A 14,878-nucleotide genomic window follows, 5' to 3' on the forward strand; every position below is an offset into this window, starting at 1 on the left:
CAAAAAAATGCAAAAATGACAGTGGCTAATTTGTTTATATTCATTAATCGCGCCAATAATTTATTTTCCTTTAAATGAGACCGATATATTAATTATAAATTGCGATATAAAAAGTGAAATAACTGTTAAAAAATCAACTTTTAATTGCCCCATTATTTAACAAAGAGATAAGTAGTCACTAATTGGTCCGTTTTATTATCAACAAGAAATTACTCATAGTTTTCAGTTACATAAAACAAAGTGCAAACAACTTTGAATCAGTTATATTGGATCCTAAAAAATATAAATTAATAGTTTATTAATTATTTTTTTCTTTTGTATAACAAATTAGATTAATAATTTAAAACATCATTCTTACTTTAAATATTAATAAATCTTCATTAGGATTTTTTAATTGATGTGTCAAAATTTTATCGTTATTAAAGTGTGATTTATCATTTTCAAAAAAGTAACCATTTCTAGCATAAACAATATAAAGATCTGATAAAGTAGAAAAACGATACCTGTAGCGAAGCTGAAATTTAAACTCACTTTGAATAAAATCAGTTCTATCTTTATCGATTAAGTTTGATGATGCAGAAAAATAAGCTTGTCCATTATCAGCATCCAAAGTGTATAGTTGAGCCTTTAGTGTTAACTCTTGGCGCGCAGCTAACGACCAAAGTAAACTCAGTGTGTATTGCTGAAATGTACGCTGGTAACTTGTTAATTGACCATTAGGATCATTGATGAGCCAGTCATCGCTGTTAATATAATAATAGCTACTCGAAAAGATAGCCAAATCATTCAGCGCATACTCTAATGTTGCATCATAACCAGTTGCCCATTGTTTAATTCCTTCTTGGAAATATTGGTAAGATAGTTGATAACGAACTTTTTTCCCATAAGGACTTGCATATTTTAGGTGCCATTTTTGCCTAGCATTTAAGAATATACTCTCCTGTCCTTCGCTTATCATGTCATCATATCCACTTGAATCATAATCAAAGTTGAGTGAGATTTTACTATTGCTTTTTGTCTTAACAGTTACACCAATAAAGTTTTCTTTAGGTAAAACTTGGTGGCTATTACGAGAATATATACTACCTAGTTGCCAATCAAATTGTCGAAAAATATCATCATCACCAGTATAAGTAGTATACATCGTATCAACTTTAAACTTCTGAATATCATTACGCTCAAGATAACCAACATCATTTAACTCTAAACTCTCATCCATCCAAGTCATAGCTATTCCTGTTTTCCAATGACGGCTAACTTGATAATCAACAGTAACATCAGCTCCAAAACCTGACTGCGAACCCTGTTGTTTTATTTTTGAATATAACAGTTTTGCATCAATATTAAGCGACTCACCATTGTAACCAAAGTCAAATGCTGAAGTAACCGCTTGGCGATTAAGCTCTGCTCTTTGTGTCCAGTTAAAAATCTGGCCGAAATAAATTCCATCGTACTTTGCTAACCAGCGAGCATTGACAAAGTTTTTTCCCTGAATTTTATTGGTATCATCTTCAATAACAGCCATTACACCTAAATCTAACGATTCTTTAGTATTAATATATTTTAAGGCGGCTAATATTTCAGCAGGTGTTTGTTCCAAACTGTCTGAATTTCCACCAATTCGACGTGTATTTAGCATTTCAAAACTATTACTTTTAATGTTGAAAATACTCTGATTTTCTGTAAAAAAAGTGCGCTTATCTGTATACAATGTTTCAATAGCAGAAAAATTGGCAACCAGCTCATCGCTTTCTATTGTGCCAAAGTCGGGATTAATTGCAGCTGTAATTTGTTGATTATTACTGGGCTTCCACATTAGATCTGCCCCTAACTTAAGCTTTGTTCTTCCTAATTTAAAATCTTGGTTAGTTGCAATATAAGGAAATGTTTGAACGCTTGTATGTTTTGGTTTAGTAACATTAATCGGATGTAACATTCGAGTATACCCTGTTCGTCCAGATGAAGTATCTGGATATGAATACTGCTCTCCCTGATTAATATAATATCGGCTAAAGTGTACTCTTATCTGATTATTTTTATTTTCCACTTGAGTAAATGGTACAATTGTCCACGGAATAAATATCTCACTAACCCAGTACTCTTGTGTCTCTGCAATTTTAAAATCCCAAGCCCCTTCCCAATCAGAGTCATATTGATTTCCTCTAGTGTATACACCATCCATACTAGCACCACCTAATGTGGTTACAAATTCATATGCGGTATCACCTTGCCCCGAAAAGTCGATAGCAATAGCAACAAAATCAGCCTGAGTAAATTGATCTTTAGCACTATATTTACGTGAACGAGTATCTAGTGGTTGATAATTAATGAACCCTACATAAATCCCTGCTTCTGTACTTAATAATTTTACTTCTGTATTAACTTTGGGCTTGCCACCAGTGTTAGGACTTGTCGTTATAAAACTGGTGAAATGATTGGCTTTATGCCAAACAGGTTCATTCAGCTTTCCGTCTAATATCACCTGACTTAAAGCTTGAGTACTAAAATAATAAAGAACACAAAGAATGAGAAAATACTTCATAATTATTCACTGCTAATCAAATCTTGAATGAATAATAAATACAAATATTACTTTCAAATAAATGAATTTTTAACCATAATCATGAATATAATTCATAAAATAAATTAACTAATGCTGAATAAACTGCCACCACTTAAGTCATTATTAGCTTTTTCTGCTGCTTCTCGTACTAAAAACTTTAGCCATGCGGCCATTGAACTTTGTATCACACAAAGTGCTGTTAGCCATCAAATAAAAAATTTAGAAAATTTTCTTGGCCATAAACTTTTTTACAGGCAAGGAAAACAGCTTAAGCTAACCGAGGAAGGAAAAATATATGCGCAAACAATTAACCAAAGCTTAGCTCAAATAATGTCTATTACTAAGCAATTGACTGGTCAGCTTGATAATGCCCTACAGTTTGGTGTCAGCAGTACCTATGCCGTACATAAAGTAACACCTGAACTCAGTCAACTGAATCAAAAGTACCCCAAACTCGATATCCGACTACGCATGCTTAGTTGTAATGACCCTGTCATAGATCTCGATCTAGACATTATTTTATATGATAATCCAATTCAACACATTGCCTATGAATGTGAAAAGCTCAAACAAGAGATCTATTACCCTGTCGCAAGTGCAAAAATTGCAAAAAAACTAGAAAAAATCCCGCCAGAGCTCTGGTACAAACAAACTAAGTTAATTGATCTACAAGATTTGGATAGCTGGAATAATTGGTTTGAACAGAACCAAATCAAGCGGACAAAAATAGAAACCGCTTATTTCAGTCATACTATCTTAATGCTACAAGCAGCTTTATCACACCAAGGTGTTGCTTTACTCGGTGAAAGCTTAATTTCTCAAGAGTTGGCTTCAGGTCAATTGGTCAAGTTATCTCAAAAAAGTGTTCACTTTGAAAATGATGGCTTTTATTTTTTCTGGCATAAAAGACGTAATAAAGATCAGAATGTTCGCATTATTAAAAACTGGCTACATCATTTACTCAATGGCTAATGCAAAAACAGTACTATGAATTTTTTTCATTATTATTAAAAGCTTTCATTCGTGTTTAAACGACAAGCTCAGTAAGCTACTAACATCCGTAATAAAATCTAGGTTTTACAAAAATGAAGTTGATCCACTTAGTCACCGCCCACCCATATACAAAATCATTTAATTTTGCGCTTCGTAACCAAGCAATAGAAACACTTAAACAAGCTAACTTGAAAGTTTCTATTAGTGATTTATATCAGCAAAAATTTGATCCACTACTCAATAGTACAGATTTCTCTATGGCTCACAATCAATATGGAAAACTGAGTCAACAACAATCGGATGCTCTTGTTAATCAAAGCTTTTTAAAAGAAATAACAAGTGAACAAAACAAACTGAATTCAGCAGATTTACTCATTCTTCAGTACCCTATTTGGTGGGGTAGTTTTCCTGCAATATTAAAAGGTTGGGTTGAAAGAGTGTTGAGTTATGGCTTTGCTTATGGCTCTCAAAAACAGCTAGCTAACAAAGCTGTGATGATGTCTGTAACCAGTGGCGGTGCTTCCAATAAAGCCGAAGAAGATGTGTATAAGAATAAACTAACCTATTTAGCTCAGGATGTTTTTGGCTACATGGGTATGAACATTCTTGAATCTTTTATATGTCATGGACCAGCTCATAAAAGCCAATCCCAACTATCGAATGAGCTAGTTCGTTTTTCACAACATTTAAACCAGAGCATTCAACAACTTTAAAAGTATTCACTAGTAATAAAACAAAAATGCCGCTTATTTCTAGGCGGCATTTAAACGTTAGCGATTAACTAATACGCTATTTTTCATTAACACACTCTAAATCCATATTCGTTTGAAATTTAAAATTAGAGCGAGTTGTATGACGTTCTGCAAAAAACAGATCAAAGGTATAACGATTACCAACAGTAATACCAAGCTTATCGGCTATTTCATCTAAATTAATAGTTCTCTCAATTGCAGAATGAATTCCACCAATATCAATCGCTAGTTTGCCGTTAATAAATAACCAAAGGTCATCATCTCCCCTGAAGGTAAATACCTCACCACCCTTATAATCAAATGATAGGTGGGTTTCCATAGTGAAATGATAATTATGATCTGGATCGGTTAAGCCAGAATTACCAAAGCCTTCACCATCAATTGGGAAAAAGTTTGAATTACTGTATTCCCAAATAGTCGATTGTGGCTGGCGTGTAATCATTAATGTTTTAGGTATATTTAAATTGACGCACTCTGTATCTCTATACCACTGATTAAAATAATATTCACCGTTAGTTGTTCGGCTACTACCATATGAACGTGCATAAACAGGCAAACCATCGGCCCCTAAATCTTCTTTAACAATTCCAGTATCTTCTCCCATATTATGATATTCAAAATCAGGATGCTCTGGCGTAAAGTCCCTAAAAGTTACAGGTATTACACGTGTTGTATCATCAGAAAGATCACAAACAGCAGGTTTAACTTCAATTGACACTGTATCTGGTTCACTATCCAACTTACCGTCATTAACAATTAATTGAAATATGTAAGTTCCAGGCTCATTCATGGTTACTTCAGGCTGGGCGCTTTCAGCATTAACAATAACTGGTGGTTCATTCACTACAGTTAACAAACTCCAGCGATAAGTCAAAGCATCGCCATCAGAATCATAACTTGCACTACCATCTAGCTTGACCAAATCAGTTGCATCAACAGATTGCTCGGGCCCAGCTTCAGCAACAGGTCGCATATTGAATGTTGAAATCATCACCGTGTCTGGTTGGCTCTCTAGCTGACCATCGTTGACAATTAACTGAATGATATAATCACCAGCCACATCAATATTTAAGTTTGGACGCACTCTATCAGTTGCTGATAATTGAGCTTGGCTAGTTGCAGGCTTATGTAAAATACTCCAACGATAAATCAAAGCATCGCCGTCAGGATCACTACTTGCGGAACCGTCTAAAGTCGCTTGGCTTCCAACATAGACACTCTGATCTTCTCCTGCATTAGCAACAGGTAAAGTATTACCTTCATCTATAGTAATAACAACAGTGTCAGGTTCGCTCAATAACATTCCATCACTAACCACTAACTCAACGACGTAACGCCCTGCTACATCAAATGTCATTGACGGGTTAACAATCTGACTATTAGATAAGTCATTACTGCTTCCAGCAGGTCGCTCAATTACCCGCCATTGATAAGTTAAAGGATCACCATCTAAATCAGAACTTCCTGCACCAGAAAGGATTAATGTCACACCAACAGTGTCGCACAAATCATCACCAGCATCAGCAACAGGCCTTGTATTACTACTGCTTGCTGTTAAATCAACAAAATCAGGCGCACTATCTACTTTGCCATCATTTACAATCAATTGCAGTCTATAACTTTGATCGTCAGCTATTACAACAGTTGGTGTCACACTAGTCGCATTAGTCAATTGAATATTGTCTAATACATCAGGTGAAACAATCGACCAGCGATAAGCCAATGGATCACCATCTAAATCACTACTTGCCGATCCATCTAACTGCAAACTCTCATTACGATTATAGGCTTGATCCGCACCGGCATTAGCAACTGGCGGATTATTTTCGCCTTCTGCTGTAACAATAACTGTATCGGGTAAACTATCGCTGTTTCCATCATTCACAATTAACTGTATTTCATAAGTTCCCTGCTTATCGGTAACTAATGAAGGAGTCATGCTAGTAGCATTGTTTAAAGAAGCTAAACTATCTTTAGGTATTTGGAGAATAGTCCAACGATAAGTTAATGTGTCCCCTTCTGGATCACTACTTGCTGAACCATCTAAAGTCACATTTGCATCAATACTTGATTGTTGATCTTCTCCCGCATCAGCCACAGGTCTTAAATTAACCTGGCTCACAGATACAGTTACTCGATCTGCATCACTGTCTTCTTTACCATCATTAACCACTAACTGAACAACATAATCGCCTTCTACATTAGGTATAAAATTAGGATTAACTTTATCTGCATCATTTAAAATAGCTGAACTTCCAGAAGGCGCAGAGGTAATTACCCAACGATAAGTTAATGGATCACCATCTGGATCAGAACTTCTAGAGCCATCAAGTATAACCGTCTGGCCAACAGAACCCGCTAAATCAATTCCAGCATTAGCAGTTGGCTTTTGGTTTTTAACTTCAATAGTTGCTATAGCTATATCAGGTGAACTATCAAACTCCCCATCATTAACCACTAATTGAACGTTATAAGTACCAGCAACATCAGCAACCAAGCTTGCCTTAACACTGTTTGCATTACCTAAAATAGCCTTACTATCAGTTGGCTTGCTAACTAATGACCATTTATAAGTTAAGCTATCACCTTCAGAATCAGAACTAGCCGAACCATCAAATATGATAGTTTGTTGGGTAAACCCTTGCTGATCAACTCCTGCATCAGCAACAGGTTTTGTATTTACCTTTTTCGTTACAGTAACAATAGCAACATCAGCATTACTATCTAGCTTGCCGTCATTCACTATCAATTGAATAACATAACTACCTTCAACATCTGGCGTTAAACTCACATTAGCCTGATTAGCATTCACTAAAGAGGCGCTGCTAGTTGCAGGCATTGATTGAATGCTCCAACGATAACTTAGCGTATCACCATCAGGATCGGAGCTAGCAGAACCATCAAGTACGAAGCTATCTCCTACAGTACCCGACTGATCAATACCTGCATCAGCTATAGGTTTCTGGTTATCCGTTTTAGCTACAGCTATGGCAGAATCAGGAGCACTATCTAAAGCACCATCATTAACAACTAGCTGAACGCTATAATTACCTTCAATATCAGCAACCAGGCTAGCTTTTACGCTATTGGCATTCATTAACCTAGCCTGACTATTTGCTGGTTTACTGGTTAATACCCATTGGAAAGTTAAACTATCGCCATCTGGATCACGGCTAGCAGAGCCATCAAAAATAACGGTTTGTCCAATTAGTGCATTTTGATCTGCACCAGCATTAGCGATAGGTTGAGTATTTTTCTTCTCAATCACAGAAATAGTCGCAATATCCACATTACTATCTAATTTACCGTCATTCACGATCAATTGGATAACATAATTACCTTCCACATCAGGCACCAAATTGGCATTAACTTGGTTTACATCAGTTAAAGCAATATTACTACCTGTGGGTTTAGATTGAATACTCCAACGGTAAGTTAAGACGTCTCCATCGGGATCAGAACTGGCAGCGCCATTTAATACAAAACTATCTCCAACGATACCTGAAAGATCGTTTCCTGCATTTGCAATCGGAGCCTGGTTAGTTGGTGGAACCGTAGACACAATAACATTGACGGTATCTGGTGCACTATCAACCTGTCCATCATTAACCACCAACTGAATTTGGTAATTCCCAACTTGATCCGGGGTAAATTGTGGATCAACACTAGTTGTACTGGTAAGCACAGCATTACTTTGGTTCGGCGCATTTAAAATTTGCCAGCTATAAGTTAAAGTATCGCCATCTGCATCTGAGCTATTAACCCCAGATAATTGAACCGGTGTACCAATATGAACAGACTGATCAGCCCCTGCATTCGCAATAGGTTTATTGTTTGCTTTATGAGTCGTTAAAATAGTTACAGTATCAACATTACTATCTAACTGACCATCATTCACAATCAATTGAACAACATAGCTACCTTCTGTGTCAGTAGTTAAGCCAGCATTAACCTGGTTAGCATTCGATAAGGAAGCGACACTTCCTGCGGGTTTAGATTGAATAGTCCAACGATAAGTTAATGCATCTCCATCGGGATCAGAACTAGCTGCACCATTTAATATAAAGCTATCACCAACATTACCTGACTGATCATTGCCTGCATTAGCAATAGGAGCTTGGTTAGTCGGTGGTGTCGTTGTAGAAACAATCACGTTAACAGTATCTGGCGCACTATTCACCAATCCATCATTAACGATCAACTCAATAATATAATTACCAGCCTTATCCGGTGTAAATTGCGGGTTAACAATAGTCGTACTCGAAAGAGCGACTGTACTTTGCGCAGGCGCATTTAATATTTTCCAACGATAAGTTAAAGCATCACCATCTGCATCTGAACTATTAGCCCCAGATAAATTAACCTGTGTACCAAGACTAACAGACTGATCAATACCTGCATCTGCTTTTGGCGCGTAATTATCAGCAACCACGACAGTTAAATTAACAGTATCAGGTGCGCTATCCGCTTCACCATCATTAACGATAAGTTGAATGCGATAAACTCCAACAAGATCGGGCTTTAAAATAGAAATGACATCCTTATCGTTTGATAAAGTGGCATTACTATTAGCAGGCTTCTCAACAATCGACCAAGCAAAATTCAACTCATCACCATCAGGGTCATAGCTATCTGAACCATTTAATTGATAATCGTTTCCAACCAAACCTTTTTGATCAACACCAGCGTTAGCAATCGGAGCATTATTAGGGAAATTACAGACAATTTTTGTACCATCTTCATTATCAGCAAAATTTTCATCAAAAGCCTGTAATGAAAGTTGACGAGCCACAAGAGGCTGACTAATAGCTAACTCAGTGAAAACGGTATCAGTTTTAACTCTAACGACAGGCAACTTACTATTATCATTTGGATTGTAAACCCAAATACCATATTTGATATCTAGCTTGTCAGCTGAATCTGTTTCTTTACAGAAACGATTAATTCCTTGATCAAAAATACCACACTGAGCCCAACTAACTAGCACTCTTGATGTATCATCACGATAAGGCCAAAATGCACTAAACCAACCATTCATAGAAATTTGTTCAGGATACAACCCCATTTCTTTAGTTGTGATACTTTGCGGAGAAACTTCCGAAAATACGCCATTATTTGGTGATCCTTGAACTGGTTGTAATTCAAATGCACCACCACCTAAAGAAGGATTAAATTGGTGACGAATTAAAGTCATCAAATTGCCATTTTCAATTTGTAATAACTTGTCTAAAGCAAGAAACGCTGCATCGGAGTTATCTAAAGTTGTCGTTCTGTATAACTGTTGCATCGCTTTGGTTTGCGGATCAATGGTTAATAATTGGTAATGATTAGTGATAAATACAGGGCCATCTTTAGTTTGTTTAGCTAACTGACACTGGCTATTTTGCGACCAATCTTGAGGGGAGTTTAATCCTGCAGCAAAACTTGATGAGAAAGAGCCACTCACATCGCTCCCACATTGTTGCGCTGGTTGAACGCTACGTTGCCACCTAACAAAAGCGACTCTATCATCACTTAATAATGTTGGACTTAAATCATGGTTAGTTGTGCCATAAGTTAACTGAACGATATCAGAACCTTGGGCAGTCATACGGTGCAGCAAAGAAGGGTTTTCAATAGGATCAACCTTGACACATAGGTCACCAACCAAATCAATATTTTCACGAGGGTTAGCTGGATCACCAGCATCACGATCTGAAGAAAATACAATCGCACCATCTTTAGTAAAAGCAGGATTGGTATCTTGTCCACTGTTAGCAACAGCGTCATCTTGAATCACTCGATGAATAGATTTACTTTCAAAAGAATAAATGTAAATATTCCAAGTGTAGTCGGTAAGATTAGCTTCTGAACCACGTGCAGCAAAAATAAGCTGCTTACCATCGGCAGACACATTCAAATCTTTAACATCATAATCAGATGAAGAAAAATACTGAGAAAGTACTTCACTTTCTACTGCATCGACTTCCAATCCTGAGCGAACAACAAGACTCGCTCCTGTTGTAAACTCATAAGGAGAGTGCAAATCAAGAGGTGATAAATTACTATTATTTATAGCTTGATCAAATTGATTTTTATAGCGTTCAGCTTGCGCGCTAACGCTCCGTTCAACATACGCAAATGGTATTGTTTGTTTAAGCTCAACCTGTTGAGCTTGTTGCTCTTCAGATGACGATTCATCTTTACAACCAACAATCAATAAAATACCAGCAATGACTAATAAGCATTTTTTTGTTATATGCGACATAGAAGGCATAACTCCCCCAAAACCAAAAATCTTCCTATCGGATAGGGATGATGCCATGTTCATAAATTAAAGTCTGGAAGAATTTCACAAACTGAAAAATTGATCGGACCACTTGTCGGAAAGTTTAAAAAATGACTTGATTAGTTTTGAGTGTTCAAACAAAAAAATTAGAAACAACTAATGTAGATAATAGTTTATTAGGTATTTTTTTCTTGTACTTTATATTATATTTTGGTAGTGCTCAGTTTATTAAAAAACATATTAATTAATAAACTGTTCAAAAAAACATCACTCCATATAAAACAAACTTAAAGTAATAATTACTTTTCCTAACTAGAGAAAAAGCGGTATGTATACGTCACGCTAGTTGTAGATACATCTTCAGCCCCAAAACTAATTTGTTTTATTCGTTTCAGCATTCTTTGTTCTAAACTATTTAACTCTAATTCACTACTCACTAACTCTAAGTTAGTCACTTCACCACTAGGTAAGATATCCATCTGAAAAATAAAATTTCCATTTATATCAGGGTATTCATCAAGTGCACGGTTATATAAAACATAAATTGAACCTTTCACTTTTTCTAAAGTATGTCGAATACTCTCCATATCACGCTGTCCACTTTTATAACTACGATACTCAACTGAACCATTAGATACGCCTTCTGTTACCACACCATCTACCGCAGTTGTCTCATGCGCCGTTAATTTTGACACTTCACCTTTCATTAAGCTTTCATTAACACTGATACCAGTTGCTTTTCTATTAGCGGTATTTTCACCAAGCTTTTTATGACTAACCGTTGCCACTACACCCGCTTTTTTACTGGTGATTTTTTTCTTTTTCATACCCGCAACATTCAATGTTCCTCTGAGAGCATTAAGCTCACGAGAAACTTTTGCTAGTCCGTGTGATTGTGCTACAGACGCCTTGGTACTTATAGGCTTTTTCTTTGTTGATTCTGCCTCAGTATTACCCAGTTTAGGCTTAGCCTTTTCCTTTTTAATCTTAGGTTTAATTTTTTCGGGTTTCGGTTTAGCAATAGGCTTAGGTTTGCTTTTTACCACTTCTGGTTCAGGTACTTTTATTTCCTTTTTCTTCAGTACGACCTTCGTTCTAACTAAAGTTTTTTCTTTAAGCTCTAACTCAGCTTCAAAAACAGGCAAAAAAGGAACTGCAACAAACAGTATCAACAATAAAACAGCGGCTCTAATACTCCACTTTTTAAATTTTTCCTCTTGCTCTAATAAAGGCTTCCAAGGCAAAGCTAAATCTAATGCTAATGGTTGCAAAGTCATTGTTGAACTCATTTCAGCCTCCTTTATTAAGATTTAGTTCAATCATTCCTGCTTCTTCAGTATTACTTGATTCAGCAGATGTTGTAATAAATGATTGAGCTGCAACACGGTTAACAGCTAACGAAATTTCACGAAAATCATTATCGCTACATATAGACATCACTTTCTTTAACAAACTAAATGAGACATTTTTATCACCCATAATAGTTACAGGCAAACCATTTTCTTTCTCATAAGGCGATGGCTCTCCTCTTTTTTCTTTATAAGCTAATAAAGCTTCTGTAAAAATATTTTCCACTGAGCCATCTTCAGAATTAAGTAAATCATCGACCAATGCTATTGGTTGATTATTCAACCAGACATTTTCTTTATCTATCATTATCATAGCTTCAACGTGAGGGGCCGTTGAAGCACTTGAGTTAGGTAACTTTATAAACTTGGCATTCTCTAACTTTTGGCTATCACCCGCATTTAATAATAGAAAGAAAACTAAAATAGTAAAAATATCCATTAAAGCAACCAAGTTAAGCTTAGTTGCAAACACCGGCCTTTTAATATTACTAAAGCTCAGATTAGTTGTTGTTAAATTTGTATCTGCCATATCATCTACTACTTGGGTTATTTAATACTGGTTTCGGCTAAAGCTATCTCTGGAAATAATTCAATTTCGACCAAGCTTGCGGCCACCACTGTTTTGTGTGACTTAACGGTATCCATAGCAGAAACCAGAGTTTGATAGTCTATGCCAGGTTCAGAAAGAATTAATATATCTCGCTTTTCAGCTAACTGCTCTTTCACCTTTTGCAAAACCAACGATAAATAAGCAAAATCAAACTCTTGTGTATCGTTAACTGACTTCATTGGTATAGTTTGAATTAATACATTTCCAGGGTAAAAAACTTTAATCCCATCCTGAACAGTTAACATAACTTCAAGCTGAGATGGCTTCTCTTGAGCACTCTCAGTACTTGGCGACAATGAAGGTAAGCTAATTTCATGAACTGTAATTTGAGTAAAAGTTAAGCTTAATAACATAACAGGCACTAATACAATCATAAGATTCATAAATGCTGTAACGTCTAACTCAGCATCCTCTAAATTATTCTTTTTAAAGCTAAGAGCCATAAACTTACCTCACTATGCTGTAGTCTCTTGGAGAGACTCTTGCTCGCTCACTTGCTTGCTTTCTTCTTTTTCTTCCAGTTTTGTGGTCTCTATTACAGGCGCACCTGCATAAATTTCTTTGTTATAAGTCATTATATTAAGAAACTTTACGGCTGCCATTTCAATGCTACTGATAATTGCAGCAGTTTTATTTTGTAGTAAGGAGTGAAATGCCAATAATGGGATCGCCACAATTAGACCAAATGCTGTGGTATTCATTGCTACAGAGATAGAAGCAGATAAAAGCGATGACTTCTCTGCCGGATCAGCACTTGCAACCGCAGTAAAAGCACCAATCAAACCGATAATAGTTCCCAATAATCCGAGTAAAGTGGCAATATTGGCTAATACAGAAAGGTAACCTGTTCTGGTCTCAAAACGAGGCATTGTTTCTAACATACCTTCACTCATGGAGTGCTCTATATCAGCACGATGCTTGGTTACTTTCATCATATCCAAACCACATCCAATCACTCGACTAATGGGCGCAGTATTTTCTCGTGTATAAAGTTGCATCTTTTCTAAATCAGAAGTTCTCAGTAAAGGAAGAAAGCCATCAAATGCTTTTATATTTCGCGCTTTTTCTCTAGACAAGAAAAACCAACGCTCCAAACTAATGATTAATCCAATGACTAATACAATCGAAATAGGATAAATAAATATCCCGCCCTCTTGAAAAAACTTAATAATAGTGCTGTAAGTATCTGTCATAACTTCCTCATTGACTCTTAGGTTTAACTTTTGAATTTGTTTCTAACTTTAACTCTTGATAAATTGCCGCAGAGCGTAACATGACATTTCGATCGACTAAATCAAGTGTTCGATCAATTTTATCACCAATTTGCCACTGTAATTTATCAGGCGTTCCTATCCCATCCCAAGGAATAAAATAGCTCACCGATGGTTGTTCTTTATCGCCAATAAAGCTCGATTCTAGCTTTATTGAAGTTGGCTCAGCCTTTTCACTTTTTTCTTCTGCCGCCAATAATTGATAAGGTAAAAGGACGGTTAAAATAATGGTGATACAACACTTATTCATTATCAACCTCCTTTTCCATTATTTTCATTTTTAGTTAATTCGGCGTTAACCGTTTGTGCTTTTTTTTCTGCTTCTATACGAGCTAAAATAACTTTTTCTTTTTGCCGTGCATCTAATTCAATATAATTATCTTGCTTAGTTCTTGATTGAAGATCTTTAAGCCAATTAGCAACTCTTGCCTGTCTTTGTTTAGTTAATAGTTGATAGGCTTCCATATGTTTTTGAGCAATATTAGGTTGATTAAGATAAACATCATACAAAACAGATAAATTGAGATGAGCTTCAGGAAAATCTTTCCATTTTTCAAGCGCTTTTACGTAAGTGTTTTGCGCAGGTTTAAATAACCCGGACTCTCTTTGAGTTGTTGCTAAACGAATATAAGCATTAACATTATCAGAGTTTACACTAATCGCTTTCTTATAATACTCTATTGATTTTGGTAATCGATTGTTTTGCTTTTCAATATCACCAAGCAATACAAATGGCCCTGATAACTGAGGGTTTTGTTTAATAATACTATTTAATAAGTCTTCAGCTGGTTTAAAGTTTTTAGCTTTAATTGCTCGACGAGCCTGAATAAACTTCATCACAATTGTTTGCTCAAGCTGACCTTTTGATTTTAAATAAGGATTAGGTTCACCAATATAAGGTAATCTTTTCCCTGTGTTTTCATCAATTTGAATAAAAGGCAAATATTGTTCAGTTCCCAATACGATAGGCTTTGTCGTTTTTTCATTAACGACTGGTGTTTCTACAACGTTAGGTGCAGTACTACAACCAGCAACAACCACTAAACTTGCAACTATCATTAATATTTTCATA

10 protein-coding genes are annotated in these 14,878 nt (G+C 36.0%); 2 read left to right on the top strand and 8 right to left on the bottom strand.

All coding sequences use genetic code 11. The features are described 5' to 3' along the window. Positions 1-340 precede the first annotated feature (340 nt). The gene (locus ACT5E3_RS13790) at positions 341-2,542 is read right to left on the bottom strand and encodes a DUF5916 domain-containing protein (RefSeq protein ID WP_444994124.1); all 2,202 of its coding nucleotides are present in this window, start codon (positions 2,540-2,542) and stop codon (positions 341-343) included. 111 nt (positions 2,543-2,653) lie between these two features. Here ACT5E3_RS13790 and ACT5E3_RS13795 point away from each other — a divergent pair, with 111 nt between their 5' ends. Next, entirely contained in the window at positions 2,654-3,535 is an 882-nt protein-coding gene (locus ACT5E3_RS13795) for a LysR family transcriptional regulator (protein ID WP_444994125.1), read from the top strand. A gap of 113 nt (positions 3,536-3,648) precedes the next feature. Further along, entirely contained in the window at positions 3,649-4,269 is a 621-nt protein-coding gene (locus ACT5E3_RS13800) for an NAD(P)H-dependent oxidoreductase (protein ID WP_444994126.1), read from the top strand. Between the two features lie 76 nt (positions 4,270-4,345). Here the strand turns inward: ACT5E3_RS13800 and ACT5E3_RS13805 are convergent, their stop codons facing one another. The 7 genes from ACT5E3_RS13805 to ACT5E3_RS13835 form a co-directional block, all read right to left on the bottom strand. Then, positions 4,346-10,555, bottom strand: coding sequence for a PKD domain-containing protein (locus ACT5E3_RS13805; protein ID WP_444994127.1), 6,210 nt, complete (start codon positions 10,553-10,555; stop codon positions 4,346-4,348). A gap of 329 nt (positions 10,556-10,884) precedes the next feature. After that, positions 10,885-11,865 carry an AgmX/PglI C-terminal domain-containing protein gene (locus ACT5E3_RS13810; RefSeq protein WP_444994128.1) on the bottom strand — a complete coding sequence of 327 codons (981 nt, stop codon included), beginning with the start codon at positions 11,863-11,865 and terminating at the stop codon, positions 10,885-10,887. 1 nt (position 11,866) lies between these two features. Next, positions 11,867-12,454: an ExbD/TolR family protein gene (locus ACT5E3_RS13815; RefSeq protein ID WP_444994129.1), complete on the bottom strand. Its 588-nt coding sequence runs from the start codon at positions 12,452-12,454 to the stop codon at positions 11,867-11,869. 17 nt (positions 12,455-12,471) lie between these two features. Further along, positions 12,472-12,978: an ExbD/TolR family protein gene (locus tag ACT5E3_RS13820; RefSeq protein WP_444994130.1), complete on the bottom strand. Its 507-nt coding sequence runs from the start codon at positions 12,976-12,978 to the stop codon at positions 12,472-12,474. A 12-nt stretch (positions 12,979-12,990) separates the two neighbouring features. Then, a complete protein-coding gene (locus ACT5E3_RS13825) occupies positions 12,991-13,728 on the bottom strand; it encodes a MotA/TolQ/ExbB proton channel family protein (protein ID WP_444994131.1) in 738 nt (245 codons plus the stop codon). Positions 13,729-13,735: 7 nt separating this feature from the next. Then, on the bottom strand, positions 13,736-14,056 hold the full coding sequence (locus ACT5E3_RS13830; RefSeq protein WP_444994132.1) for a hypothetical protein: 321 nt from the start codon (positions 14,054-14,056) through the stop codon (positions 13,736-13,738). Positions 14,057-14,058: 2 nt separating this feature from the next. Next, entirely contained in the window at positions 14,059-14,877 is an 819-nt protein-coding gene (locus tag ACT5E3_RS13835; RefSeq protein WP_444994133.1) for a tetratricopeptide repeat protein, read from the bottom strand. Between the last annotated feature and the right edge of the window lies 1 nt (position 14,878).

Source organism: Aliikangiella litoralis (genome assembly GCF_052495765.1).